Source organism: Micromonospora cremea, from assembly GCF_900143515.1.
Taxonomy (GTDB): Bacteria; Actinomycetota; Actinomycetes; order Mycobacteriales; family Micromonosporaceae; genus Micromonospora; species Micromonospora cremea.
Genome location: NZ_FSQT01000002.1, coordinates 213,138 through 239,502, shown reverse-complemented (window position 1 = coordinate 239,502; position 26,365 = coordinate 213,138). Strand labels below are relative to the sequence as shown.

Annotated in this window: 19 protein-coding genes; 12 read left to right on the top strand and 7 right to left on the bottom strand. The window is 74.0% G+C overall.

Annotated features, from left to right (window positions below; translation table 11 throughout):
• Positions 1-76: 76 nt before the first annotated feature.
• A complete protein-coding gene (locus BUS84_RS14415) occupies positions 77-721 on the bottom strand; it encodes an NUDIX hydrolase (protein WP_074312947.1) in 645 nt (214 codons plus the stop codon).
• A gap of 101 nt (positions 722-822) precedes the next feature.
• On the opposite strand from BUS84_RS14415, the gene lgt reads away from it, so the two are divergent.
• Positions 823-2,010: a prolipoprotein diacylglyceryl transferase gene (lgt, locus tag BUS84_RS14410; RefSeq protein ID WP_074312945.1), complete on the top strand. Its 1,188-nt coding sequence runs from the start codon at positions 823-825 to the stop codon at positions 2,008-2,010.
• Between the two features lie 15 nt (positions 2,011-2,025).
• Positions 2,026-3,213 (top strand): FAD-dependent oxidoreductase, encoded by a 1,188-nt coding sequence (locus BUS84_RS14405; protein ID WP_074312943.1) that lies wholly within the window; start codon positions 2,026-2,028, stop codon positions 3,211-3,213.
• Positions 3,214-3,253: 40 nt separating this feature from the next.
• On the opposite strand, the gene BUS84_RS14400 is transcribed toward BUS84_RS14405, so the two are convergent.
• A complete protein-coding gene (locus BUS84_RS14400) occupies positions 3,254-4,090 on the bottom strand; it encodes a GNAT family N-acetyltransferase (RefSeq protein WP_084757772.1) in 837 nt (278 codons plus the stop codon).
• Positions 4,091-4,243: 153 nt separating this feature from the next.
• Here BUS84_RS14400 and gltB point away from each other — a divergent pair, with 153 nt between their 5' ends.
• The 4 genes from gltB to BUS84_RS14380 all read left to right on the top strand — a co-directional run bounded on the left by gltB (position 4,244) and on the right by BUS84_RS14380 (position 12,670).
• Positions 4,244-8,929, top strand: coding sequence for a glutamate synthase large subunit (gltB, locus tag BUS84_RS14395; RefSeq protein WP_074312939.1), 4,686 nt, complete (start codon positions 4,244-4,246; stop codon positions 8,927-8,929).
• Positions 8,922-10,436 carry a glutamate synthase subunit beta gene (locus BUS84_RS14390; protein ID WP_074312937.1) on the top strand — a complete coding sequence of 505 codons (1,515 nt, stop codon included), beginning with the start codon at positions 8,922-8,924 and terminating at the stop codon, positions 10,434-10,436. The genes gltB and BUS84_RS14390 overlap by 8 nt, the downstream gene beginning before the upstream one ends.
• Positions 10,437-10,629: 193 nt before the next feature.
• Positions 10,630-12,057 carry an MFS transporter gene (locus BUS84_RS14385; protein ID WP_074318792.1) on the top strand — a complete coding sequence of 476 codons (1,428 nt, stop codon included), beginning with the start codon at positions 10,630-10,632 and terminating at the stop codon, positions 12,055-12,057.
• 70 nt (positions 12,058-12,127) lie between these two features.
• Positions 12,128-12,670 carry a hypothetical protein gene (locus BUS84_RS14380; protein ID WP_074312935.1) on the top strand — a complete coding sequence of 181 codons (543 nt, stop codon included), beginning with the start codon at positions 12,128-12,130 and terminating at the stop codon, positions 12,668-12,670.
• A 298-nt stretch (positions 12,671-12,968) separates the two neighbouring features.
• Here the strand turns inward: BUS84_RS14380 and BUS84_RS14375 are convergent, their stop codons facing one another.
• The gene (locus tag BUS84_RS14375; RefSeq protein WP_074318791.1) at positions 12,969-14,504 is read right to left on the bottom strand and encodes a M1 family metallopeptidase; all 1,536 of its coding nucleotides are present in this window, start codon (positions 14,502-14,504) and stop codon (positions 12,969-12,971) included.
• 201 nt (positions 14,505-14,705) lie between these two features.
• On the opposite strand from BUS84_RS14375, the gene BUS84_RS14370 reads away from it, so the two are divergent.
• From BUS84_RS14370 to BUS84_RS14355, 4 genes are all read left to right on the top strand, one after another.
• The gene (locus tag BUS84_RS14370; RefSeq protein WP_074312932.1) at positions 14,706-15,503 is read left to right on the top strand and encodes an SGNH/GDSL hydrolase family protein; all 798 of its coding nucleotides are present in this window, start codon (positions 14,706-14,708) and stop codon (positions 15,501-15,503) included.
• A 156-nt stretch (positions 15,504-15,659) separates the two neighbouring features.
• Positions 15,660-18,191 carry an FtsK/SpoIIIE domain-containing protein gene (locus BUS84_RS14365; protein WP_074312930.1) on the top strand — a complete coding sequence of 844 codons (2,532 nt, stop codon included), beginning with the start codon at positions 15,660-15,662 and terminating at the stop codon, positions 18,189-18,191.
• Positions 18,188-19,087: a hypothetical protein gene (locus BUS84_RS39900; protein WP_143728426.1), complete on the top strand. Its 900-nt coding sequence runs from the start codon at positions 18,188-18,190 to the stop codon at positions 19,085-19,087. Before BUS84_RS14365 ends, BUS84_RS39900 begins: the two co-directional genes overlap by 4 nt.
• A gap of 166 nt (positions 19,088-19,253) precedes the next feature.
• Positions 19,254-19,517, top strand: a complete 264-nt coding sequence (locus BUS84_RS14355; protein WP_074312928.1) for a DUF6244 family protein — start codon at positions 19,254-19,256, stop codon at positions 19,515-19,517.
• Positions 19,518-19,557: 40 nt separating this feature from the next.
• On the opposite strand, the gene BUS84_RS14350 is transcribed toward BUS84_RS14355, so the two are convergent.
• Both BUS84_RS14350 and BUS84_RS14345 read right to left on the bottom strand, forming a co-directional pair.
• Entirely contained in the window at positions 19,558-20,550 is a 993-nt protein-coding gene (locus BUS84_RS14350; protein WP_074312926.1) for an SEC-C domain-containing protein, read from the bottom strand.
• A 106-nt stretch (positions 20,551-20,656) separates the two neighbouring features.
• Entirely contained in the window at positions 20,657-22,123 is a 1,467-nt protein-coding gene (locus BUS84_RS14345) for an MFS transporter (protein ID WP_074312924.1), read from the bottom strand.
• Between the two features lie 218 nt (positions 22,124-22,341).
• On the opposite strand from BUS84_RS14345, the gene BUS84_RS14340 reads away from it, so the two are divergent.
• A complete protein-coding gene (locus BUS84_RS14340; RefSeq protein WP_208869671.1) occupies positions 22,342-22,923 on the top strand; it encodes a TetR/AcrR family transcriptional regulator in 582 nt (193 codons plus the stop codon).
• 15 nt (positions 22,924-22,938) lie between these two features.
• Here the strand turns inward: BUS84_RS14340 and BUS84_RS14335 are convergent, their stop codons facing one another.
• On the bottom strand, positions 22,939-24,294 hold the full coding sequence (locus BUS84_RS14335) for a pentapeptide repeat-containing protein (protein ID WP_143728425.1): 1,356 nt from the start codon (positions 24,292-24,294) through the stop codon (positions 22,939-22,941).
• Positions 24,295-24,527: 233 nt separating this feature from the next.
• Here BUS84_RS14335 and BUS84_RS14330 point away from each other — a divergent pair, with 233 nt between their 5' ends.
• Positions 24,528-25,316 (top strand): lipase family alpha/beta hydrolase, encoded by a 789-nt coding sequence (locus BUS84_RS14330; RefSeq protein WP_074312918.1) that lies wholly within the window; start codon positions 24,528-24,530, stop codon positions 25,314-25,316.
• A 57-nt stretch (positions 25,317-25,373) separates the two neighbouring features.
• Here the strand turns inward: BUS84_RS14330 and BUS84_RS14325 are convergent, their stop codons facing one another.
• The gene (locus BUS84_RS14325) at positions 25,374-26,246 is read right to left on the bottom strand and encodes an aldo/keto reductase (RefSeq protein ID WP_074312916.1); all 873 of its coding nucleotides are present in this window, start codon (positions 26,244-26,246) and stop codon (positions 25,374-25,376) included.
• Between the last annotated feature and the right edge of the window lie 119 nt (positions 26,247-26,365).

Here is a 26,365-nt window from a genome sequence, read left to right as displayed (position 1 = left end):
TCCCCGTGCCCACCCGCTGGTTCCCGGCCCGGCCCGCTGGTTCCAGGGGGTCGCCAGCCGGACGGCTCCGGTGCGGTCAGGGTCGGAGTGACGGGTCCGTGGTCGTTTCGCCACGTTGCTCTGGTGGCTGCCCCACGCCCGGCCGCCCGCCGTGGCCGGGCCGTGGCTGGTCACCGCGGCCAGGCGCTGGCCCGTCGTGGCCGGTTTCTCGCTGGCCGTCTCCTTCGGCCTGACCGGCTACCGGGCGGGGTGCGGGGTCGACGGTGTCCGGCGCCCAGCGGGCGTCGCGCAGCACGCCGGAGCGGCCGGCGGCCGCATCGGTGACGGCGGCCCGGGTGAGTGGGGTGACCGCCTCGGGCAGCGCGGCGGGGGCGTGCCAGGACAGCCGGCAACCCGGCGGCGGATCGGCGACCGGTCGGACCTCGGCCGCGCGGGCCCGGAACACGTGCACCAGGACGTCCGGCAGCGGCCCGGCGCGCCCGGCCGGCGTGCTCGCCGAGGGGCTGGTCAGGTGGTAGACGCCGACCAGGTCGACCAGCTCGATCTCCCAGCCGGTCTCCGCGCGAATGTCCCGCAGCGCCGCCTGGACCGGGCTCTCCGCCGGGCGCAGCCGCCCGCCGGGCAGCGCGTACCGGCGTTCGCCCCGGCCCTGCCGGCAGAGCAGCACCCGGCCGGCGTCGTCAGTGACGACCGCGGCGACCGCCCAGGTGAGCGCGCTCATGGACAAAGAGCGTACGGCGGTGCAAACCAGAAGTCACCGGGAAGCGCGCGCAGCGGCCCGGGGTGCCGCTTCGGGGGTGCACAGCGGTAGCGTGTGCACCCGTGACCCTCGCCTCGCTGTCCCCCCAGGCGGCCCTGCCCAGTCCCAGCACCGCCGTGTGGCAGCTCGGGCCGGTGCCGATCAGGGCGTACGCACTGTGCATCATCCTCGGCATCGTGCTGGCCTGCTGGGTGACCGAGCGTCGCCTGCGTCAGCGCGGCGTCGCACCCGGCGCGGTGCTCGACATCGCCGTCTGGGCGGTGCCCACGGGCATCATCGGCGCCCGGATCTACCACGTGATCACCTCCCCCGAGAAGTACTTCGGCGCCGGCGGTGACCCGATGAAGGCGTTCGCCATCTGGGAGGGCGGCCTCGGCATCTGGGGGGCGGTCGCCGGTGGCGCGCTCGGCGCCTGGATCGCGGCCCGGCAGCTCGGCATCCCGTTCGGCGTGGTGGCCGACGCGCTGGCCCCCGGGCTGCCGCTGGCCCAGGCGGTCGGCCGGCTCGGCAACTGGTTCAACAATGAGCTGTTCGGCGCACAGACCACCCTGCCCTGGGGCCTGAAGATCCACCGGATGGACCCGGACAACCCGGGGCACGCGCTGCGCGACGACGCCGGCCAACCGATCCTCGAACCGGGCCTGTACCAGCCGACCTTCCTCTACGAGGCGCTGTGGAACCTCGGCGTGGTCGCGCTGGTCCTCGTCCTCGACCGGCGACTGAAGCTGGGCCGGGGCCGGGCGTTCGCGCTCTACGTGATGGGTTACACCGTGGGCCGGTTCTGGATCGAGCTGATGCGCACCGACGAGGCGAACCAGATCCTCGGCGTCCGGCTCAACGTGTGGACCGCCGCCCTGGTCTTCCTCGGCGCGTTGGTCTACTTCGTGCGGGTCCGCGGCCCGCGGGAGTACCTGATCCCGCTCGGCGCGGCGCAGACGCCGACCCCGCCCACCACGTCGGACCTGTCCCAGGTCGACCTCTCCGAGCGGGAGACCCCTGCGCGGGCCTCCGCGCCAGAGGGTTACCGGGTGGTCAGCAAGGAGCAGTACCAGGCCTGGCAGGACAGCGGCGTCGTGCCGCCCGAGCCAGCCACCGAGGACGACGATCGGCCCGTCGGCGCTGAGCCGCTCGACGGGGCGGTACCCGGCGATGACCCGTCGGCCGACGATCAGGCGGCGGACGGTACGCCGGAACCCCGCGACGACCGGGCCGACGCCGCAGGCGCGCGCCCCGCCGACCGGGACAGCTGAGCGGGGGCGGCACCGATGCGAAGCGCGGTGGTCGTCGGCGCCGGGGTCGGTGGCCTCGCCGTCTCCGGCGCGCTGGCCCGCTCCGGCTGGCAGGTCACCCTGCTGGAACGCGCCGAGCGGGTCCGCCCCGAGCCGACCGCCGTGGTGCTCTGGCCCAACGGTGTCCGCGCGTTGCAGGCACTCGGCCTCGGCGCCGGCCTCGCCGCGATCGCCACGCCGTTGCCCGACGGCGGGGTCCGGCGCCCGGACGGGCACTGGCTCGTTCAGCCCCGGCCCATCCCCGCCGACCGGATGCCGGTGGTGGTGCACCGCGAAGACCTGCACGACGCGCTGATCGCCGGGCTCGGCGACCGGGTGGAGCTCCGCACCGGGGTGACCGTGCGCCACGTCCGGGTCGAGCCGGGCGAGCGCCCGGCGGTCGGCGACGGACGGCACACCATCGAGGCCGACCTGGTGATCGCCGCCGACGGCACGGACAGCGGAATCCGCCGCCAACTCGCCCCCGAATCCGGGGTGGTCAGCTCCGGCTGCGCCACCTGGCGGGCCGTCATCCCCTGGTACCGAGCGCCCCGGCTGCCCGCCGACCAGCCGCTCGCCGGTGAGGTTCTCGGCGCGGGCTACCGGTTCGTGGCCGCCTCGCTGGGCGAGCGCGGCTCGTCGGGCGGCTCCACCCGGGGCGGCATCTACTGGGTGGCCACCGCCGCCGGCGCGCCCCGCCCGGAGCCGCCTGAGACCCAGCTCGCCCTGCTGCGCCGCTGGTACGCCGGCTGGCCGGAGCCGATCGGCGCGCTGCTCGACGCCACCGACCCGGCGGACCTGGTCCAGCAGGAGGTCCGCGAGCTGCGACCGCTGCCCCGCGCGTACGGCTTCCCGGTCGGGCCGGGCGGCGTGGTGCTGCTCGGCGACGCGGCGCACGCCATGCCGCCGCACCTCGGGCAGGGCGCCTGCCTCGCGTTCGAGGACGCCGCCACGCTCGCCTCCCTGCTGCGCGAGGCACGACTACCCGACGCCGTGCAGTCGTACGACCGGGTGCGCCGTCCCCGGGCGGCGACCGTGGTGCGGCAGACCCGGCGGATGTCGGCGGTGCTACAGACCCGGGGCCGGCTGGCGCTGCGCGCGCGGGACGCCGCACTCGGCACGATCAACTCGCGGCTGCTCTCCAGCGCCGCAGCCTCCGCCGCCCAGTGGCGTCCACCCGCCTGATCCGAGGGGCGTCGACCCGGCCGAATGGCCGGGGGAGGCGTCAGGGGATGAGCGCAGCGGGCTCGGCGATGCAGGCGGTGCCGATCCTACGGAAGCCGACCCGCAGGTAGACCCGGGCGATCTCCTCGCTGCCGGCGGAGAGGAAGACCAGGTCGGTGCCCGCGGCGAGCAGTTCCTTGGCGATGGCGGCGGTCAGCGCGGCGCCCAGCCCGCGCCGCCGGGCGGCCGGCAGGGTGGCCACCCCGGCGATCTCGGCGACGTCGCCCACCCGCATCGCCATGCCGCTGGCCAGCGCACCCTCGACCGGTGTACCGGCCAGCGCGGAGATTCGCCGGCCGTCGGCGACCCTGGTCCGTTCCTCGTCCAGCGAGGCCAACTCCAGCTCGGTGACCGCGGCGTCCCGCTCGGCCGGGCCGGCGTCGCCGCGCGCGGTGCCAGCGGCGGCGAACGACACCGCCGCCACCGCCCGCCGGGCGGCCACGTCGGCGGCGAAGCCCGGGGAGTCCGCCGTCAGCACCCGCACCGGTACGTCGGACAGCGTCCCGGGGTCGGGCAGCGCGGCCGGGTCGAGCACCATCAGCGGCGCCTCCGGCACGCTCAGCCCCGCCGAGCGGGCCACCGCCAGCAGCTCCGGGGTCGTCTCGTGCACCCACTCGAAGGCCTCCGGCAGACCCAGCTCCCGCTGCCGTTCACGGACCGAGGTGATGTCGGCCAGCGACGGCGGCTCGGTCGCGTCGAGCCGGGGGCGGGCGTAGAACGGCCAGCCGGCACCATCGCGGACGAACAACACCAGCCCGCCATGCTCCTCCACACCGGCGACGTCGCGGGGCACCGCGTCGTAGAAGCGTTCCAACCGGTCGAAGATGTCCTTGTGCAGCGGATCCACCGCGCGAGACTACACGTCCCAGACTCTGGACGGTGTGATCAATCTTGAGTGGCCTTGCGCGCCCCGCCCTAACGTAGACTCAATAGACCCACGGGCCGACGTCGTCCCCACCCTGCTCCAACCTGAGTGACGACAGGAGGCCCGGTGGCCTTTCCGTACCCGCACAGCCCGCAGGCGTCCCCGACGCCTGGCCCCCGCCCGTCCGCCCAGGGCCTGTACGACCCGGCGCTGGAGCACGACGCCTGCGGAGTGGCCTTCGTGGCGGACCTGCACGGCCGGCGTTCGCACGCGGTCGTCGCCAACGGCCTCGGCGCACTCTGCCGGCTGGACCATCGGGGCGCCCGGGGCGCCGAGCCCAACACCGGCGACGGCGCGGGCATCATGATCCAGGTCCCGGACGCGTTCTTTCGCGCGGTGGCCGACGTCGCGCTGCCACCGGCCGGCGAGTACGCCACCGGCCTGGTCTTCCTCCCCGACGACGACGCCGCGGAGGCCCGCGCCCGCCGGGTGGTCGAGAAGTACGCGCTCGTCGAGGGGGCCTACCTGCTCGGCTGGCGGGACGTGCCGATCGACCCGACCGGGCTGGGCGAGACCGCTCTGGCGGCGATGCCCCGGGTCCGGCAGCTCTTCCTGGCCGCCCGCCGGCTCACCGACTCGCCCGCCGGGCCGGCCGGTTCCGCGCTGCGCGGCATCGAGCTGGACCGGGTGGCGTTCTGCCTGCGCAAGCAGGCCGAGCGGGAGACCGCCGAGCGGGGCGTGCCGGCGTACTTCCCGTCGCTGTCCAGCCGGACCATGGTCTACAAGGGGATGCTCACCCCCGACCAGTTGCCGGCGTACTACCCCGACCTGCGTGACGAGCGGGTGGACAGCGCGATCGCGCTGGTGCACTCCCGGTTCTCCACCAACACGTTCCCGTCCTGGCCGCTGGCGCACCCGTACCGGTTCATCGCGCACAACGGCGAGATCAACACGATCCGCGGCAACCGCAACTGGATGCAGGCCCGCGAGGCGCTGCTGCGCTCGCCGAACGTGCCGGGCAACATCCGGCGGGTCTTTCCGGTCTGCACTCCCGGCGCCTCCGACTCGGCGAACTTCGACGAGGTCCTGGAGCTGCTGCACCTGGCCGGGCGGAGCCTGCCGCACGCGGTGCTCATGATGATCCCCGAGGCGTGGGAGAACGACCCCGGCATGCAGCCGGACAAGCGCGCCTTCTACCGCTTCCACGCCAGCCTGATGGAGCCGTGGGACGGGCCGGCGTCGGTGGCCTTCACCGACGGCGAGATCGTCGGCGCGGTGCTGGACCGCAACGGGCTGCGCCCGGGGCGCTGGTGGCGCACGGACGACGGGTTGGTGGTGCTCGGCTCCGAGGCGGGCGTGCTCGACCTCGACCCGGCCCGGGTGGTCGCCAAGGGGCGGCTCCAGCCCGGGAAGATGTTCCTGGTCGACACCGTCGCCGGCCGGATCGTGCACGACGAGGAGATCAAGTCCGAGCTGGCCGCCGCGCAGCCGTACGGCGAGTGGCTGCACGCCGGGCTGATCGAGCTGGACGACCTGCCCGCGCGCGAGCACACCGTCTACACGCACGACTCGGTCCGCCGCCGCCAACAGACCTTCGGCTACACGCAGGAGGAGCTGAAGATCCTGCTCGCGCCGATGGCCCGCACCGGCGCCGAGCCGCTCGGCTCGATGGGCACGGACACCCCGATCTCGCCGCTGTCCACCCGACCGCGGCTGCTCTACGACTACTTCCACCAGCTCTTCGCCCAGGTCACCAACCCTCCGCTGGACGCGATCCGGGAGGAGTTGGTGACCAGTCTGGTGTCGACGATCGGGCCGGAGGGCAACCTTCTCGACCCGGGCGCGGCGAGCTGCCGCCAGATCGTGCTGCCGCACCCGGTGATCGACAACGACGAGCTGGCGAAGATCCTCTCCATCGACGAGGACGGCGACCTGCCCGGCTTCAAGGCGGTCCGGGTCTCCGGGCTGTACCGCATCCGGGAGGGCGCCGCCGGCATCAAGGCACGGCTGACCGAGATCTGCCGGCACGTCTCCGAGGCGATCGAGGACGGCGTGCGCATCCTGGTGCTCTCCGACCGGGATTCCAACGCCGACCTGGCGCCGATCCCGTCGCTGCTGCTCACCGCCGCCGTGCACCAGCACCTGGTCCGCGAGCAGACCCGCACCCAGGCGGCGCTCATCGTGGAGTCCGGCGACTGCCGGGAGGTGCACCACGCGGCGGTGCTGATCGGCTACGGCGCGGCAGCGGTCAACCCGTACCTGGCCTTCGAGTCGGTGGAGGACATGATCTCCACGGGTGCGCTGGTCGGCATGGAACCGGCCGCCGCGGTGCGCAACTACGCCAAGGCGCTCGGCAAGGGCGTCCTGAAGATCATGTCGAAGATGGGCATCTCGACGGTCTCCTCGTACTGCGGGGCGCAGGTCTTCGAGGCGGTCGGCCTGGACACCCGGCTGATCCAGCGCTACTTCCGGGGCACCCCCAGCCGGATCGGCGGGGTGGGGCTGGCCGGCGTCCACGCCGAGGTGGCCGCCCGGCACGCGTTGGCCTGGCCGCCGGCGGGCACCCCCGCCTCCGACCGGCTGGAGGTCGGCGGCGAGTACCAGTGGCGGCGCGAGGGTGAGCTGCACCTGTTCAACCCGGAGACGGTGTTCCTGCTCCAGCACGCCACCCGCAGCCGGCAGTACGACATCTTCCGGCAGTACACCGCGAAGGTCGACGAACTCGCCGCGCGGGCCGGTTCGCTGCGCGGGCTGTTCACCCTGCGTACCGGCGTCCGCCCGGCGGTGCCGATCGAGGAGGTCGAGCCGGCCACCGAGATCGTCAAACGGTTCGCCACCGGTGCCATGTCGTACGGGTCGATCTCCGCCGAGGCGCACGAGACGCTCGCCATCGCGATGAACCGGCTGGGCGGCAAGTCGAACACCGGCGAGGGCGGCGAGGACGTCGATCGGCTGCACGACCCGGCCCGCCGCTCCGCGGTGAAGCAGATCGCGAGCGGCCGCTTCGGCGTCACCAGCGAGTACCTGGTCAACGCCGACGACCTTCAGATCAAGATGGCGCAGGGCGCCAAGCCCGGCGAGGGCGGGCAGTTGCCTGGCAACAAGGTCTGGCCGTGGATCGCCCGGACCCGGCACGCCACCCCGGGTGTCGGTCTGATCTCCCCGCCGCCGCACCACGACATCTACTCGATCGAGGACCTCGCCCAGCTGGTGCACGACCTGAAGTGCGTCAACCCGGCCGCTCGGGTGCACGTCAAGCTGGTCAGCGAGGTCGGCGTCGGCACCGTCGCCGCCGGGGTGGCCAAGCTCAAGGCGGACGTCATCCTGATCTCCGGCCACGACGGGGGCACCGGGGCGTCCCCGATGAACTCGCTCAAGCACGCCGGCACCCCCTGGGAGCTGGGGTTGGCCGAGGCCCAGCAGACCCTGCTGCTGAACAAGCTGCGCGACCGGGTCACCGTGCAGGTCGACGGTCAGCTCAAGACCGGCCGGGACGTTCTGGTCGCGGCGCTGCTCGGCGCGGAGGAGTTCGGCTTCGCCACCGCGCCGCTGATCGTCGCCGGCTGCGTGATGATGCGGGTTTGTCACCTGGACACCTGCCCGGTCGGCATCGCCACCCAGAACCCGGTGCTGCGGGAACGGTTCACCGGCACCCCGGAGTTCGTGGAGAACTTCTTCCTGTTCCTCGCCGAGGAGGTCCGCGGCTACCTGGCCGAGCTGGGTTTCCGCTCGATCGAGGAGGCGATCGGCCAGTCCGAGCTACTCGACGTGGCCCCGGCGGTGACGCACTGGAAGGCGCACGGGCTCGACCTGGCCCCCGTCCTGCACCTGCCGGAGCTGCCCGCCGGCGCTGCCCGACGTGGCGTACGCGCCCAGGACCACGGCCTGGAGCACGCCCTAGACAACCAGCTGATCGTGCTCGCGCGCCCGGCGCTGACCGATGGCGCGCCGGTGCGGGTCGAGGTGGCGGTGCGCAACGAGCACCGCAGCATCGGCGCCATGCTCGGTGGCGAGGTGACCCGCCGTTTCGGTGGCGCCGGCCTGCCCGACGACACCATCGAGTTCGTGCTGCACGGCACCGCCGGGCAGTCGTTCGGCGCTTTCCTGCCGCGCGGGGTGACCCTGCGGCTGCACGGCGACGCCAACGACTACGTGGGCAAGGGCCTCTCCGGTGGGCGGATCATCGTCCGTCCGGACGCCGCCGCGCCGTTCCTCGACGCCGACGCCGAACCGGGGGCGCGGGCCGAGGACCAGATCATCGCGGGCAACACCATCCTGTACGGGGCCACCGCGGGTGAGGTGTTCCTGCGCGGCCGGGTGGGGGAGCGCTTCGCGGTGCGCAACTCGGGCGCGGTCGCCGTGGTCGAGGGCGTCGGGGACCACGGCTGCGAGTACATGACCGGTGGGACGGTGGTGGTGCTCGGCGCGACCGGCCGCAACTTCGCCGCCGGGATGTCCGGCGGCACGGCGTTCGTGCACCGGTTGGACCGGGCCCGGGTCAACGCGGAGCTGGTCGACCTGGCGCCGCTGCGCGAGCAGGAGCAGGCGCTGCTGCACGAGCTGGTCCAGCGGCACGTGGCCGAGACCGGGTCGGCGGTCGCCGAGGAGCTGCTCAAGCGCTGGCCGGAGGCGGTGGCGGAGTTCACCGCGGTGGTGCCCCGCGACTACCGCCGGGTGCTGGAGATCATGCGGGCCGCCGAAGCCGCCGGCCGCGACGTCGACGACGCGGTGATGAGCGCGCTCAGCGCGCCGCCGGCCGCGCCGGTGCCGCCCGCCCCGCGGGTGGCCGCCCAGGAGGTGGCTCGTGCCTGACCCGAACGGTTTCCTGCGTTACGACCGGCGACTGCCGGCCCGCCGCCCGGTGCCGGTGCGGATCAGCGACTGGCGTGAGGTGTACCCACCGGCCGGCGAGGAGCTGGTCCGCGAGCAGGCCACCCGCTGCATGGACTGCGGTATCCCGTTCTGTCACGACGGCTGCCCGTTGGGCAACCGGATCCCGGACTGGAACGACCTGGTCCGCACCGGCAGCTGGGACGCCGCGGTGGAGTCGCTGCACGCCACCAACAACTTCCCGGAGTTCACCGGCCGGCTCTGCCCGGCGCCCTGCGAGGCGGCCTGCGTGCTGAGCATCGCCGGCGGCCAGCCGGTGACCATCAAGCAGGTCGAGGTGGAGATCGCCGACGTCGCGGCGGCGCGCGGGTTCGCGCCCCGTCCGGTGCCGGCGCCGTCCGGCCGGTCGGTCGCCGTGGTCGGTTCCGGGCCCGCCGGCCTGGCCGCCGCCCAGCAGCTGGCCCGCGCCGGTCACGCGGTGACGGTGTACGAGCGCGACGACGCGATCGGCGGCCTGCTCCGGTACGGCATCCCCGACTTCAAGCTGGAGAAGCGGCACATCGACGCCCGGCTGGCCCAGCTCGCCGCCGAGGGGGTGCGCTTCCGCACCGGGGTGAACGTCGGGGTCGACGTCACCGCCGAGCAGCTGCGCGCCGAGCACGACGCGGTGTTGCTGGCCTGCGGCGCGTTGCAGGGCCGGGACACCCCGGAGACCCCGGGCCGGGCGCTGCGTGGCGTACACCAGGCGATGGCACATCTGGTGGCCGCGAACCGCGTGGTCGCCGCCGCGGCCACCGCCGGCGAGGCCCGGCCGTCGGTCGCGGTGCTGCCGGACGGCACCCCGATCGACGCGGCCGGCAGGCACGTCGTGATCATCGGCGGTGGTGACACCGCGGCCGACTGTCTCGGTGTCGCGCACCGGCAGGGCGCGGCCGGCGTGCACCAGCTCGACCTGTACCCGCAGCCGCCGCAGGAGCGCGACGAGGCGCGGGACCCGTGGCCGACGTGGCCGTGGATCCTGCGCAGCTACCCGGCGCACGAGGAGGGCGGCGAGCGGGTCTTCGCCGTGGCGGTGCAGGAGTTCGTGAACGACGGCACCGGTCAGGTGCGGGCGGTGCGGATCGCCGAGGTGACCGTGGAGAAGCGCGACGGCCGGCGAGTGGTCACCGTGGTGCCCGGGTCGGAGCGGGAGTTGCCGGCGGACCTGGTGCTGCTGGCGATCGGCTTCGAGGGCACCGAGCAGCAGCCGCTGCTGGCCCAGTTCGGGGTCACCCGTAACCCCCGGGGCGCCGTCGACGCGGGGGACGACTGGCAGGCCGGCACCGACGGGGTGTTCGTCGCCGGCGACATGCACCGGGGCGCTTCGCTGATCGTCTGGGCCATCGCCGAGGGGCGTGCGGCCGCGGCCGCCATCCACGGTTACCTCGGTGGTCCCGGCGCGCTGCCGGCCCCGGTCGCCCCGGCCGCACAGCCGCTCGCCGCGCGCTGACGCCAGGGCGTAAACCGACGGACCGGAATATCTGGCCGGCGCGGGGGTTTACCGCGCCGGCCGGTCGGCGTGGACCGGTGAGCCCGGTCACGAAGGTGGGCAGATCGGGTTAATTGCCGCAAGACTTGTCCGCTGCCGGGCCGCGCCGCGATCGGGCGTGATCATCATGCTCGATTGCACGGGAGGGTTCGTCGTGGCCAAAGGTGCCACCTTTGCTGCGCTGCGCCACCGGAACTACCGGATCTGGGCGCTCGCCGGGTTCGTCTCCGTCATCGGGACCTGGATGCAGGTCCTCGGAGTCAACTGGTACGTGCTGAAGGAGACCGGCTCGGCGACCTCCATGGGTTTCGCCGTGCTGCTCCAGGCCGCGCCCACGCTGCTGCTCAGCCTCTGGGGCGGTGTGCTGGCCGACCGGCTCCCCGCCCGCCCTCTGCTGATCGCCGCCCAGGTGGCCCACGCGACACTCGCCGCGGGGTTGGCGGCGGTCGCCCTGACCGGTGTCGGCGGCCTGCCGCTGATCTTCGCGATCTCCCTGCTCACCGGCGCCGTCTCGGCGATCGAGGGCCCGGTGATGGGTCGTTGGTCCTCCACCCTGGTGGACCGGGAGACGCTCGGCAACGCGCTGGCGCTCGGCTCGCTCACCAACTCCGCCGGCCGCATCCTCGGCATGAGCCTCGGTGCCGTCGTGGTGGCCGCCGTCGGCCCCGCGCTGCTCTTCGGCATCAACGCGGCGAGCTTCCTCGCCGTGGTGGTGGCGCTCTTCGGCGTACGCCAGGGGGCGTTGCACGGTCACCAGGTGGCGCCGCCGGACGGCGGCCGGAGCCGCGGCGGCGTTCGCGCCGGGTTCGCCTACCTGCGCGGGCAGCCGGTGCTGCTGCTCGCGCTCGCCCTGGCGTTCGTGCTGGGCAGCCTGGGACGCAACTACCAGGTGACGATGGCGGCGATGAGCGAAGGACCGCTCGACGCCGGGGCGTCCGGCTACGGCCTGCTGTCGACCGTGTTCGCGGTCGGGACGGTGCTGGGTGCGCTCGTCGCAGCCCGCCGGCGTGAACTGGGCTACCGGACCCTGGTCACTGCGGGCCTGCTGGCCAGCGCGCTGCAGATCGTCGCCGGTCTCGCTCCAGGAACGTGGAGCTTCGCGGCGGTGATCCTGCCGATCGCCGCCGCCGCGGTGGTCATCGACACCACCGTCGGCACCCGCGCCCAACTCGACACCGACGGCGCGATGCGGGGTCGCGTACTCGCCGCACTCGCGGTCACCGGCTCGGTCTCCGCGGCGGTCGGCGCGCCGCTGCTCGGCTGGCTCTCCGAACACGCCGGGCCCCGGCAGACTCTCGTCCTGGCCGGATCCGTCGCGGCGATCGCCACCGTGGCGGCGGCGGTCGCCCTGGACCAGCAGCGCGGTCGCGGGCTCATCCTCACGCTGGTCGGGTCGCCGCTGAGGTGGCCGGTACGGCGGGTGGCGCGGAGCGCGGCCCCCATCGCCCAGCCCGCCGGGGCGGTCGGCGGCGGCCAGTTGACGCTTCGGCCGGTGCTGATGCCGGCGGGCGACAGCCCACAGGCGGCCGGGGTGTCTCCGGCCGACCTGACCGGTCCGGCTCTCGCGCCCACCTGCCGCTGAGACAGCGGTCACCCCAGAGGGACCGGCCTGCGGGGCCGAACGATACGAAGATCATCGCTACGCTCCGATCATGGACATCGAGGAGCGGCTACGGCGGACCCGCCGGTGGCTGTGGATCGTACTGATCGGGCTCTTCCTGAGCGGGGTGACCGCCTTCCCGCTGGAGATCGAGGTGCGCTGGCTGCTGCGCGCCCTGGACCCGCTCGCCGGCCAACTGCCGGCGCTGGTCGACTGGATCGAGCGGGTCCACACCGGGCTCGTGACGGCCGGCGAGGACTACCCGTTCCTGCTCTACGGCACCGACTGGCTGGCCTTCGCCCACCTGGTGCTGGCGGTGGCGTTCTGGGGTCCGCTGCGTGACCCGGTGCGCAACGTCTGGGTGGTGCAGGTCGGCATGATCGCCTGTGCGGGGATCGTCCCGCTGGCGCTGATCTGCGGCCCGATCCGGGACATCCCCTGGTTCTGGACGCTGGTCGACCTCTCCTTCGCGGTCGGCGCGTTCCCGCCGCTCTGGTTCGCCTACCGGCACATCCGCGCCATCGAGGCGAGCGCCGTCGAGGCGGTGGGCGTGCGGCCGGTGCCGGTGGACGGTTCGTCGGCGCGGGCGTCCTGACCCGCTGCGGGATCGGGCCAGGGTCTGGTCCGTTGCCGGGCGGCCAGGCTGGGCGGGCGGATCGGCACCGTTCGTGCCTGTCGAGCTGCCCCAGATCTGGACCGGCTCATCGTTCGTTCCCGTACCGAACGCCGAACAGACGGCACAGCCGCTCGTGCCGGTTCAGCCGCGCCCCATTTCCGGGGCAGCTCGACAGGCGCCGTGCGGGCTGGTCGGGGCCGGGGCTGTCGCCCCACATGACCCGGTCGGCCGGGAGGCTCGCCGCTCGGGCGGCTGGCCTCCCGGCCGACGTCGGGGCTCAGTGCGCCAGCAGTCCGTGGGCCTCCTGGATCTTTGCCCAGGACTCCGGCTCGACCGGTGGGGCGGCGGCCTTGCGCGCGGCGGTGGCTACGTCGGGCCGGCCGGCGGTGAACAGCCAGGTGGTGAACAGCTCGTCCAGGTCCAGCCCGGAGATCCGCTCGGCCAGGGCCTGGAACTGCGCGACGGTGCCGTTGCCGTACCGGCGCTCTGCTGTCCAGGCCGGCAGGATCTCGAAGAACGCGTCGTCGCCCACCGCCAGCCGCAGCTGGTGCAGCGTCATCGCGCCCCGGTCGTAGACCGCGTTGTCGAAGACCCGGTCGGCGCCCGGGTCACCGGGCAGCACCTGCCAGAACTCGGAGTCGGCCGGGTAGCTGGCGTAGGTGAAGTCGAAGACCTCCTGGGCGGTGCCCTCGCCCTGCTCCTCCGACCAGAGCCACTCGGCGTACGAGGCGAAGCCCTCGTTGAGCCAGATGTGGCGCCAGTCGGCCACCGAGACCGAGTCGCCGAACCACTGGTGGGCGTTCTCGTGTGCCACCACGTACGTGTTGGCGCCGCGCCGCCAGAAGCCCGGTCCGTACACCGGTCGGGTCTGCGTCTCTAGCGCGAAGCTGATGCCGTCCACCGGCCCGGCCACGCCGCCCTGCGCCTCGAAGGGGTACGGGCCGAAGATGCCGCTCTCCCAGTCGACGATTTCGGCGGTCCGCTCGATGCTGGCGCGCGCGGCCGGCCCGAGCGCGCCCAGCGAGGTGCTGTACGCGTTCACCACCGGCTGGCCGCTCGGCGTGGTGTCGGTGACGATGTCGTACTGGCCGATGGCCATGAAGGCCAGATAGGTGGCGGTGGGGGAGGTGGTCCGCCAACTCCACCGGGTGCGGTCGCCGGCCTCGGCCAGTGGCGGCCTCGGCTGCACGCCGTTGCTGATCACCTCGACGCCGGTGGGCACCGAGACGGAGATGTCGAAGGTCGCCTTGTCCAGCGGGTGGTCGTTGCTCGGGAACCACCACCACGCGGACTCCGGCTCGTTGACCGCCAGCGCCCCGTCGTCGGTGCGCGTCCAGCCGGTGTAGCCGCCGACCAGCGTCTCCGACGGGATGCCGGCGTAGCGCACGACGATGGTGAGCTGCTGGCCCCGGGTCACCGTGCGGGCCGGGGTGACCACCAGCTCGTGCGCGCCGGCGGTGCTGCTGCTCGCCGCCCAGCCGTTGACCCGCACCGACTCGACGTCGAGCAGGAAGTCCAGGTTGAACCGGGACAGATCCTCGGTCGCGGTGGCGAGGATCGTGGTGGTGCCGGTGAGCCGGTCGGTGGCCGGGTCGTAGCGCAGCCGGACGTCGTAGTGCGAGACGTCGTAGCCGCCGTTGCCGTAGTCGGGGAAGTAGCTGTCGCCCAGCCCGGGGGCACCGGGTTGCGGCGCGAGCGTGACGGTGGGCCGGCCCCAGCCTGTCGGGGCGGCCTGGCCTGGGCCGCCGGTGAGCATGGTGCCGGCGGTGGTGAGGGTCAGGGCGGCGGTGGCCGCCGTGAGGACTCGTCGCACGAGGTGGACTCCCTCCATCGGGGTGTTCGCCCCGCCAACCTAATCGACAACTGTGAACGCCGCCGGCCCGGCGCGCGGGTCGACCGCCTATTCCATCGATCTAAAGATTTCGATACTATTACCGCCTGGTAACAACCGTTCCACCCCTGGCCACGCGCGCGGTCGCAGGATCCCACCACCCCTGTCCTGTGGAGGTCCGTCATGCCCCACCGCCCGCTGGCCCGCGCCCTGGCCGCGCTGGTCGCCGCGTTCACCGCCGCCCTCGGCGCCGTGCTCGTCCCCGGCACCGCGCACGCCGCCGCCGTCAACTACGTCGCGCTCGGCGACTCGTACTCCTCCGGCGTCGGCGCCGGCCCGTACGACTGGTCCACCTGCCTGCGCAGCCAGAAGTCGTACGCCCCGCTCTGGGCCGCCGCCCACGGCGTGACCAGCTTCAGCTTCCCGGCCTGCGGTGGCGCGGTCACCGCTGACGTGCTCAACGACCAGGTCAACGCCCTCAGCAGCGCCACCACCCTGGTCACCATCACCATCGGCGGCAACGACGCCGGCTTCGCCGACGTGATCACCAGTTGCCGGTTCGGCAGCACGTCGTCCTGCACCAACGCGGTCAACAGCGCCAAGGCCTTCGCCACCTCGACGCTGCCCGGCCGGCTCGACGCCACCTACGCGGCCATCCGCAACCGGGCGCCGAACGCGCGGCTGATCGTGCTGGGCTACCCGAGGCTGTTCGAGACCACGTCGTGCGGTTGGCTGGCGATGAGCACCTACAAGCGCACCATTCTCAACGAGGCCGCCGACGTGCTCGCCACGGTCATCTCCGGACGGGCCAACGCCGCCGGCGCCACCTTCGCCGACACCCGGCCCTACTTCGCCGGGCACGGCGTCTGCGCCGGCGACCCGTGGATCCACGACGTCAGCGGCGTCATCGAGGCGTACCACCCGGATTCCGACGGCTACCGCCACGGCTACCTGCCGGCGCTGAACGCGGTCACCGGCTGACCCGCACGTCGTCGCACGGCGGCCGGCGGTCCACCTCGGACCGTCGGCCGCCGCGCGGCGATTCAGGCCGGTCGCGCCGCGCCGGTACTGTCCCGGTGTCGCCGCCGTCCGTTAGGGTTTCCGCGAACCGGACAGCCGTGGCGTGGGAGGCAGAGCGTGGGCAGGCTCGCGTCGGCGTACGGGCAGGCGGTCACCGCCCACCGAGCGGCCCGGGCGCACCTGGACACCGCCCGGGGCGCGCTGGGCGCGGCACTGGCTCCCGCCGCGCCGGTCGGCGCCGGCGAGCTGGTGGCCCGACTGGCCCAGGTCGGCGGTGCGCTGGCCACCCCCACCCCCGGCGCCACCCCGCTCACCGACACGCCGGCCGCGGTCCGGATCGGCGAGGCGTCCACACCCGACGGCGGCTTTCCGGTGCTGCTGCCGCTCGGCGGCGGCCACCATTTGGCGCTGGACACCGACGCCCGGGACCCCCGGGTCGCCGGGCTGCTGCGGGCGCTGGTGCTGCGGCTGGTCGCCACCGCCCCGGCCGGTCAGGTCCGGGTCGCCGGCATCGACACCGCCGCGCTGGGCGCCACCTTCGGCCCGCTGCGCCCGCTGCTCGACGCCGGGGTGCTCGACCCGCCGGCCACCGGGGAGGCCGAGGTGGCCGCGCTGCTGGACGCCGCCGAACGGCACGCCCGCGCCGCGCAGCACGCCGACCCCGACGCCCGACACCTGCTGGTGGTGGTCGCCACCGCCGCACCGCCGCCGCGCGAGCTGGCCCGGCTCGCCGCGCTCACCCACGCCGGCCCGGCCGCCGCCGTCTGCGTGCTGCTCGCCGGTCACCCGTCCCGGCTGCCGGGCGAGACCTCCCCGTCGCTGGCCGGCACCACCGCGGTCCGGCTCAGCGAGCGGTACGCGCAGGTCGGCGACCCGCCCAACGCCCCGTTCAGCGCCGACGGCGACGGCCTCGCCGCGCCGGTGCTGCTCGACGGTGACCTCCCGCCGGCGTCGGTGCGGGCGCTCGCCGAGCACCTTGGCGCCGCCGCCCGCCGCACCGACGCGCTGCGCTTCGCCGAGCTGCTGCCCGAGCGGCGCTGGGCCGAGTCCGCCGGCAACGGTCTGCGGACGGTGATCGGCCGGGCCGGCCGTGCCCCGCTGACCGTCGCCTTCGATGACGCCACCCCGCACTGGCTGGTCGGCGGGCGCACCGGCGCCGGCAAGACCGTCTTCCTGCTCGACGTCCTCTACGGGCTGGCCGCCCGTTACTCCCCGGCCGAGCTCCAGCTCTACCTGCTCGACTTCAAGGAGGGCGTGAGCTTCACCGAGTTCGTGCCCACCGGGCGTGACCCGTCCTGGCTGCCGCACGCCCGTGCGGTCGGCATCGAATCCGACCGGGAGTACGGGCTCGCCGTGCTGCGCGAGCTGCGCCGGGAGGCACAGCGCCGGGCCACCGCGCTCAAGCGGCACGGCGTCACCAAGCTCGCCGACCTGCTCCGGGACAATCCACTGCCGCGCATCGTGGCGGTCGTCGACGAGTTCCACGTGCTGCTCGCCGGCAACGACGCGCTGGCCCGGGAGTCCGTCGACCTGCTGGAGGAGCTGGCCCGCAAGGGTCGCTCCTACGGCGTACACCTGGTGCTGGCCAGCCAGAGCATGACCGGCATCGAGGCGCTCTATGGGCGGGCCGAGGCGATCTTCGGGCAGTTCGCGCTGCGGGTGGCGCTGCCCGGTGGTGGCGGGGTGCTCGACCCGCTCAACGATTCCGCCGCGGCCCTGCCGATCGGCTCCGCCGTGGTCAACACCGCCGCCGGCGCGGTCGGCGCCGACACGGTGCTGCGTTTTCCCGATGCGCACGCCGCCGCCGCCGACCTCGCCGTGCTGCGTCACGAGCTGTGGCAGGCCCGCCCGCCGGGCGCGCGGGCGCCGGCGGTCTTCAAGGGGTACGAAGCGGCGCGGGTCGAGGACGATCCCACCTTCGCCGGGTTACGCCCCGGTGGCCGGCGCCCGATGGCCCTGGTCGGCCGGACGGTCGACGTGCACGGCACCACCGCGCTGTTCCTGATGGACGCCACTCCGGGCCGGCACCTCGCCGTGGTGGGCGCCGCGCCGGCCGGTGCGGACGTGCTGCGCGCCGCGACACTGAGCCTGGCCCGTCAACACGCCGCCGGCGACGCCCGGTTCCTGCTGGCCTCGCTGGTCACCGCCGCCGACCCGGTCGCCGACGAGACCGAAGCCGCGCTGCGAGCCGCCGGCCACCCGGTGCACCGCGTCGACGCGGCCGGGCTGCGCGACCGGATCGCCGCGCTGGCCGCCGAGCCCGCCGGGCGCGAATACCTGGTGGTGTTCGGAATGGACGCCGCCGCACCGGTGCTCGGGGCGGCCGACCCGGCCACCTTTCGCTCCGGCCTGGACGACCTGCGCACCCTGCTGCGGCGGGGCCCCGCTCAGGGGGTGCACCTGCTCGGCTGGTGGCGCGGCCTGCGCCGGCTCGCCGACGACCTCGGCGGCACGCAGAACCGCGACGACGTCGCCTGCCTTGTCGCGCTCAACGTGCCCGGGGCCGATCTGGCCCTGCACCTCGGGGTGCACGACCTCGCCTACACGCCCCGCGCCGACCGGGCGCTGCTGGTCGACCGGCACGACCACCGCACCCGGCTGATCGTGCCGTTCGCCCGCGACGGGCACGAGCCGGACGAGGAGCGGTGACGGTGTCCTTCGAGGAGTACGCGGCGTTGGCCCGCCAGCTCGCCGAGCAGCGCCGCGCCGGCGAGCGGGACGCCGCGGTCGAGTCCGAGCGCCGCCGCGATCTGCACGCCGCCGTCGACTACCTGCACCAGCGGCTGACCGCCCAGGGGCACCGCCTCGACCAGCTCGGCCACGCCATCGGCGTCGACCAGCCGGCCGCTGTCCCGCCACCCGCGCAGTCGGGCACGGCACCGGGATCGAGCGCCGGCCCTGCCTGGCCCGGCCCGCAGGGGCCCGGGTCGGGCGGTGACCCCGCTGCCGGGTCCGGTCCGTCCGTCGTGCCCGGACCGGGGGACGGGGGTCCCGCCGGCGCAGCCGGCGCGCCGGGGCGGGCGGATGTCGGGGCGTACCCCGGGCTGCCGGCGGGGGAGGCGCGCCTGGCGCTGCCGACGGCGGTGAGCCCGGCGGGCGCCGGGGTGCCGGCGCAGCGCGCGGCGGCGGTCGATCCGGCGGTGGAGTTGGAGCTGGCCCGGCGGATGGCCGACGAGGCGGACCGGCACGGGCAGCAGGCGGAGCTGCTGGCCCAGCGGCCGGCGCTGCTGCCCACCTGGTCACCGCTGGCCCGCGCGGTGGCCGTCTACGCCGGGTGTGGAGCCGCCGCCGGGGTGGCCATGCTGGCCCTGGTGCTCGCCTCCGGGGTCGGCCTGGTCGACGGGTTCACCCTCGGCGCGTGGATCTGCGCCGGGCTGCCCGCGTTGGCGTTCTTCGGGGGGTACCTGGTGCTCGGCCAATGGGGTCGGCCCGCGATGGTCGCCGGCACCCCGCCGCGCTACCTGCCGCTCGGGTTCCTGATCTGCTTCCTGCTGGTCCCGGTCGCCTACTGCGGCTACCTGCTGCTGGTCCGCGGCCTGCGCTGAGCCCGGCCCGGCCTAGCCTGGCTTGTTCCGGGCGTGATCCACTCGGCTTCGCTGAAATCGTGGTGTCCGGGGGGCGGTCGTGCCGAGTGCGCGGATCTCGTACGCTCCCATGTGGTCTCCGCCGGTGCGGTGGTGGAGGCGATGGTCGACCACGGGGGAGGTGTGCGTGAGCGCAGCACAGATCATCGCGAGGTTGGCGGCGGCGTCGCAGAAGCTGGACGAGGCGAAGGCCAAGACCGCGGCGGCAGCGCAGGACGCGGCCGAGGCGCGGGCGCTCGTCGCCGGTGCGTTGGAGGGCGTGGCTGCCGGCCCGCTGATCGGCATGATCGATTCGTACCGCCAGGCCCTGGCTCAGGCGTCGCAGGGCGGCGACCCGGCCAAGCAGCACGTCCAGGAGACGATCGCCAAGGTCCGAGCGCTGGGAAACTGATCACAGGTCCGTGGCTGGCCCGCGCAGGCGGATGAAGTGGTCAGCCGCGCGAGCGCGGCAGGCAGCACTTCTTGTATTTGGCGCCCGACCCGCACCAGCAGGCGTCGTTGCGGCCGGGTGGCCAGGACCTGAGGTCGGGCCCGGTGAGCGAGTCGGCGTACTCGTCGTGGGTTTCCTCGTCGGTGGGGTCGCTGCCCTCGCGTTCGGCGAAGGCCGCCAACCCGGCGACGGAGCCGGCGACGACACCCAGGTCGGCGCCGCCCAGCCCGGAGGCTTCGGCGAGCGCGCGTTCGATCTGGGCGCGGTGCTCGTCCCAGGTGGCGGGGTAGCTGTCAATCAGCGCGGGCCAGCGCACCAGCAGCGCGTCGAACTCCGCCCGCGGCCAGAAGAGCAGCGTCGCCGGGCCGTCGTCCAGCGCGTCGAGCGCGTGGTTGCTCGCGGCGAGCAGCCGGTCGGCGAGGTTGTCGTAGTCGTCGTGCGGCAGGCCCATCTCCTCGCGGAGGTCGTGCCGCCGCTGGGCCAGCCCGTAGATCATGGCGGCGGCCTCGTCCTGCGCGTCCTCGGACTCGTGCTGCTCGGTGCGGGTCCGTTCCATGATCGCGTCGAGTGCCCCGGTGAGCCATTCCAGCGCCGTCTCGGTGTGGCCGGCCTCCGCCAGGTCGTCGATCAGGTACGTGGCGTCGGGGTCGGTCTCCAGCAGCGGGCGCAGGACGGTCAGCTCGGCCATCCCCTCGTCCTCGCGACCGAGGCGCAGCAGCAGGCCGCCGCGCATCGATCGGGCGTATGCGTCGTCCTCCGGCTGTTCGGCGATGGCGCGGGTGGTCAGCGCGAGCGCGTCGGCCAGGTCGCCCGCCTGCACCAGGATGTCCGCGGCGACCAGTAGCGCGTACCCGGTGTCGTCGGGGTCGGCGACCCGCCCCTCGTCGACGGCACCCACCAGCTCGGCGACCAGCGCGGCCGGGTCCGGGCTCGTGGATCCCAGGGCGTCGATCTCGTCGATGCGGTCGGCGGTCAGCAACTCGGACGTGGGCATGTGCTCATCCTGTGGACGGGAACGGGCGGAAGCGGCCAGCGTACTCCCGGATCTGACGGAAACACCGGAGCCCGGGACGGCGGACCGCCCCGGGCTCCGGTGGTGTTCAGCGGGTCGACGGCATGGTGGCGAACTCGCCGGCTAGCTCCGACTCGACGATCGTCGCGGTGGACGGCCGGCGACCGGCCGACGCCCGCCGGGCGGACGGGACGGCCAGGGCCGCGAGCGCGGCCGCCAGGGCGATCGCGGTGAGGACGAGAAATCCGGTGGTGAAGCCGGCCTCCCGGGGCAGTCCGTTGGCCTGCGGGTGGGCGGTGATCACGCCGCTGACCACGGCGGCGCCGATCGCGCCGCCGATGGTGCGGATGTTGGCGTTCATGCCGGTGGCCACGCCGGTCTGGCTGGCGGGCACGCTGCCCACGATCAGGTTCGCCATGGAGGCGAAGGCCAGACCGATGCCGAGGCCGACCAGGCCGCCGGCGAGCGCGACCTCCCAGCGGGTGTCGTGCGCGGCGGCCAGCATCGCGGAGGCGGCCACGTTGAACGCGGCGCCGGTGGCGAGCTGTGCCTTGGCGCTGAAGACGGACTGGAGCCGGCCGGCGACCAGGCCCGCGACGAACATCGCGACCAGCATCGGGAGCATGAGCAGGCCTGCCTGGCTGATGCTGGCGCCGAATCCGTAACCGGCGGCGGTGGGGGTCTGCACGAACTGCGGGAGGAACGCGTACACGGAGAACATCGACGCGCCGTAGAGCAGGGCGACCAGGTTGGTGGTCCAGACGCCGGGCAGGCGCATCATCCGCATGTCGATCAGCGGGTTGGCGGAGCGCACCTCGGCGACCAGCCAGCCGACCAGCAGCACCACGGCGAGCGCCAGCAGGCCGAGCACTCGGCCGGAGGTCCAGCCCCAGGCCACGCCCTGGCTGATCGGCAGCAGCAGCGCGACGAGCCAGCCGGAGAGCAGCAGGGTGGCCCGCCAGTCGATGCGTCCGGGGGTACGTACCGGCGACTCGGGCACGAAGAGGTACGCGGCGAGGGCGGTCAGCCCGACCACGACCATCGGGATCCAGAACAGCCACCGGTAGTCGAGCGTGGTGACGATCGGGCCGGCCAGCACGACGCCGAGGCCACCGCCGGCGGCGACGATCGCCGAGATGGCGGCGACGGCGCCGGAGACCCGCGCGGCGGGGAACTCGTCGCGGATGATGCCGAACGACAGCGGGAAGACCGCGCCGCCGATGCCCTGCACGACCCGGGCGATGATGAGGACGGCGATGTTCGGCGCGATGGCGGCCAGCAGGCAGCCGAGGGCGAGTGCGGCGAGCGAGACGACCAGCATCCGCTCCTTGCCGACCATGTCCCCGACCCGGCCGAGGATCGGCGTGAAGATCGACGCGGAGAGCAGGTACGCGGTCAGTACCCAGGTCACGGTGTTCTGCGAGGTGTGCAGGTCCTGCTGGATGGTCGGCAGCACCGGGGTGATCAGCGACTGGAGCATCGCGAAGAACCCGGCGCCGGCCGCGAGCACGGTGAAGGTGAGCCGACGCGAGCTGCGTCGGGAGGTCACTGCCACGAGAGAAAACTCCCTGATTGCGGTACGGAAGGAGATTTGTCACCCGCCGTGCGGAGGCGGGGCGGGTTGTCGGGCCCGGGCGATCGGGTGGCCAGGCGGATCGGGCGAGTCCCGAGGTAAGCTAACCGGAGGCAGGCCTCCGGGATTCCGGAGGGGTGCCTCCACTAAGCTAGCGGAGGCTTGCCTCCGGATGCAACCAAGGTGAGGTGACGCACGTCATGACCAGCGCGGGGCAGGCGCCCGAGGTCTTCGCCCGGCGGCCGAAGCGGGCCGATGCGCGGCGCAACTACGACGCCCTCATCGCCGCCGCCCGCGAGGCGTTCGCCGAGCACGGCGCCGCCGCCTCCCTGGAGGACGTGGCCCGGCGGGCCGGGGTGGGCATCGGCACGCTCTACCGCAACTTCCCGAGCCGGCGGCACCTCTTCGAGGCCGTCTACGTCGAGGAGGTGCGGGCCCTGAGCCGCTCCGCCGAGGACCTGGCCGAGCTGCCTCCGTGGGACGCCCTCGTCGCCTGGTTGCACCGCTTCGTCGCGTACGTCGCCACCAAGCGGGCGCTCGCCGAGCAGTTGCTGCACGACTCCGAGATCTTCCGGAGCTGCCGGACGGAGATCTACGCCGCCGGTGAGCCGCTGATGAGCCGCGCCCAGGCGGCCGGCGTGGTCCGCGACGACATCGGCTTCGACGACGTGGTGCGGCTGATCAGCGGCCTCACGATGGCCCAGTTCCCGTCACCCGAGCAGCGCGACCGGGTGCTCGGCGTCGCCCTGGACGGGCTGCGCCCGCCGTCCGTTCCGCGCTGAGGCCCGCCCAGCCGGTCAGCGGTCGACCAGCAGCAGCCACTCGTCGTCGAGTCGCTGGACGGTGGTGCCGGCGGGCCAGGCGTGACCGCCGTCGACCGTCGCTCGCGCCTGGTCGACCTGCGGTGGCTGGCTGAGCCACGCGCCGTCGAAGCTGGCCGGACCGTGGAACCGGGCCCGCCCGAAGTTCGCCGCCCCCTCGAACCGGGCCTGCTCGAACATCGCGTCCCGGCCGAACACCGTCCAGCGGAACAGCGCCATGTCCGCGAACCGGGCCGAGCGGAAACCGGCGTGCCCGGCGAACTCGGTGTGCTCCATCGACAGGCCGCCGAGGAAGGTGGCCTCCCGGAAGGTGGCCCCCTCGCCGAATCGGGTCGCGTCGAAGCTGGCCGGCTGACCGAAGCTAGCCCGGCGGAAGGACACCGGGCCGTCGAAGGTCGCCCGCCGGCAGGACAGCCCGCCGCCGAACTCCACCCGGTCGAGGCTCGCCTCCCCGCCGACGCGGGCGTCGTCCAGCACGACCTCCGCGTCGGCGACGAGATCGTCGAAGACCACGTCGCCGAAGACCACCCCGAGGCTGAGCCGCCCCCGGGCGGTCGTGCCGGCGAAGCTGGTGGCGCCGGTGAACACCGCCCCGGTGAAGTCCGCGTCGATCAGCGTGCAGCCGGCGGCGTCGAAGTCGAGCAACCGGGCCCCGGCCAGGTCCAGCGCGACGTCCGGCCAGTAGGCCGGATCGGCGGCGCGCAGGTGCCGGGTGAGCACCCGCTGCGCGCTGCGCCGGACCTCCGTCTCGCGCGGCTCGTCGTCCGGCGCCGGCATCCGCAGGTACGCGCAGAGCACCGCCACGATCGTGGCGCGCTGGACCGGATTGTCCTGACCGAGACGCTCCAGCGCGTGCACCCCGCCGAGGCGTACCGCCGCGCTGTCGTTGCCGAGCAGCTCGACCGCCCGGGTGTACAGCTCGGTCAACCGGCGCTCGGCCGCGTCGTGCTCGGCCGCCCCGGACTGCCGCTCCTGGTGCCGCTGTGCGGCCTCGGCCACCGACTCGGCGTGCGCCTGCACCCGGTCGCGGTGCGCCTGGTCCCGGGCGGCGACGCTCTCCTGGTGCCGCTGCGCGCGTTCGGCGATCCACTGCCGGCGGGCGGCGAGCAGGAGCGCCAGGCCGCCGCCGGTGCCGGCGACCACGGTCAGGCCGGTGCGGATCGCGTCGATGCGCAGCGTGGCGCGGGTGTCCGGCTGGCTGGCCCGGTCGGCCTCGGTGAGCAGCAGGTCCAGCACCAGCCAGCCGAGGGCGGCGGCGACCAGCAGGCCGACCAGGACCAGCCACCACGGCATCACCCGCAGCTGGCGCTCGGGAGGTTCATCGGCGGCCACGGCCACAGCATGCCATCCGGCGTCCCGGGGCGGGGTGCGTGCCGCCGGGTCGGCGTCCGATGTGGAGGGACACCGATATGCCGGTTTGCGCCCCCGTCGGAACAACGGGTTACCGGCGCGTAACCAGTCATTGACGTTTCCAAATTGTTGCGCGCATCATCGTCGCACGGTCGACCGGACACCCCCACCCACCTGCCCGGTTCGCCGGGTGCCACCCCCCCGGAGGTGCAGCCATGCTGCTCCGAAAGACCGTCCTCGTCCTGTCCCTCGCCACCGCCGCCCTGCTCGCGTCCACCGCCACGGCGACCGCCGCCCCGGCCGCCCCCGCCGCCCCCGCGGCCGCCCCGGTGGCCGTCGCCGCGGCGGCCGCCCCGGTCATCGTGGTCGGCGGGCTCAGTGGAGTCGCCGTCGCGTACGAGCCGATCGCCGCCCGGCTACGCGGCGACGGCTACCGGACCTTCATCTACCAGCTGCCCGGGCTGGGCCTCGGGGACATCCCCACCTCCGCCCGCGCGTTCGCCGGGTACGTCAACCAGGTGCGCGCCAGCACCGGCGCGGCAACGGTGGACGTGGTCGCCCACTCCGAGGGCGGCCTCGTCGCCCGCTACTACCTCAAGCGGCTCGGCGGCACCGCCACCGTCGGCCGGTACGTCAGCCTGGGCTCGCCGCAGTACGGCACCTACGTGGCGAACATCCTGGCGTTCCTGGGTCTGGGCAGCTGCGCCGGCATCGTGGCCTGCCAGCAGATGACCATCGGCTCCGCGTTCCTCGCCGACCTCAACGCCGGCGACGACACCCCGGGCGCGGTGCGCTACACGACCATCCGCACCCTGCAGGACGAGCTGGTCCGGCCGACCGGCAACGCCGCCGTCAACGACGGTGCGACCAACGTGCTGATCCAGGCGTACTGCCCCCTGCGGGTTGTCGGGCACCTCGGACTGGTGCTCGACGGCACCGCGTACACCATCGTGCGTGGCGCCCTCGTCGACGGCCCGGTGCGACCCAACTGCCTCGCCCTCTGATCGGCCCGCGCGGGTGGTCCGGGCCCGGACCACCCGCGCTCCGCGCGATGGACGGGGTCAGGCCGCCTTGGCCAGCGCCTCGAACTCGTCGTCGGTGAGCTGCACCTCCGCGGCGGCCACGTTCTCCTCCAGGTGCGCCACCGAGGACGTGCCGGGGATCGGCAGCATCACCGGCGACCGGCGCAGCAGCCAGGCCAGCGCGAGCTGCGCGGGCGACGCGCTGTGCGCGGCGGCGATCGTGTCCAGCGGCCCGCCCGGGCGCGCCAGCTCACCGGTGGCGATCGGGAACCACGGGATGAACGCGAGGTCGTTGCGCTCGCAGTACTCCAGCACGTCCTCGGCGCTGCGGTTGGCGATGTTGTACAGGTTCTGCACGGAGACGATCGAGGTGATCGCGCGGGACTCCTCGATCTGCGAGACGGTCACCTCGGACAGCCCGATGTGCCGGATCTTGCCCTCCTGCTGCAACAGCGCCAGCTCGCCCAGTTGGTCGGCGAGCGGCACCTGCGGGTCGATCCGGTGCAGCTGGTAGAGCGGAATCGTGTCCAGGCCGAGGTGGCGCAGGCTCAGTTCACACTGCTGGCGCAGGTACTCCGGGCGGCCCACCGGGCGCCAGTCGCCCGGCCCGGCCCGGGTGAGGCCAGCCTTCGTCGCGACGACCAGGTCGTCGGCGTACGGGTGCAGGGCCTCGCGGATCAACAGCTCGGAGACGAACGGGCCGTACGAGTCGGCGGTGTCGATGAACGTCACGCCCAGCTCGATTGCCCGGCGCAGCACCCGGACCGCCTCGGCGGGGTCCTTCGGGTCACCCCAGATGCCCGGCCCGGTGAGCTGCATCGCCCCGTAGCCGAGACGGTCGACGGCGAGGTCGCCGCCGATCCGGTAGCTGCCGGAAGCCTTCGCGGGTTGCTTGCTGACGTCGGTCGCCATACGCGGTTCCCCAATCGTGTCGTCGCGGCGGGGATGAGAGCAGCCCGCCACCGAACTGATGATCCCCCGAATCGCGACGCCTTATCCCCGGCGCGCCGGCACGCCGACTGTGGGCGCGG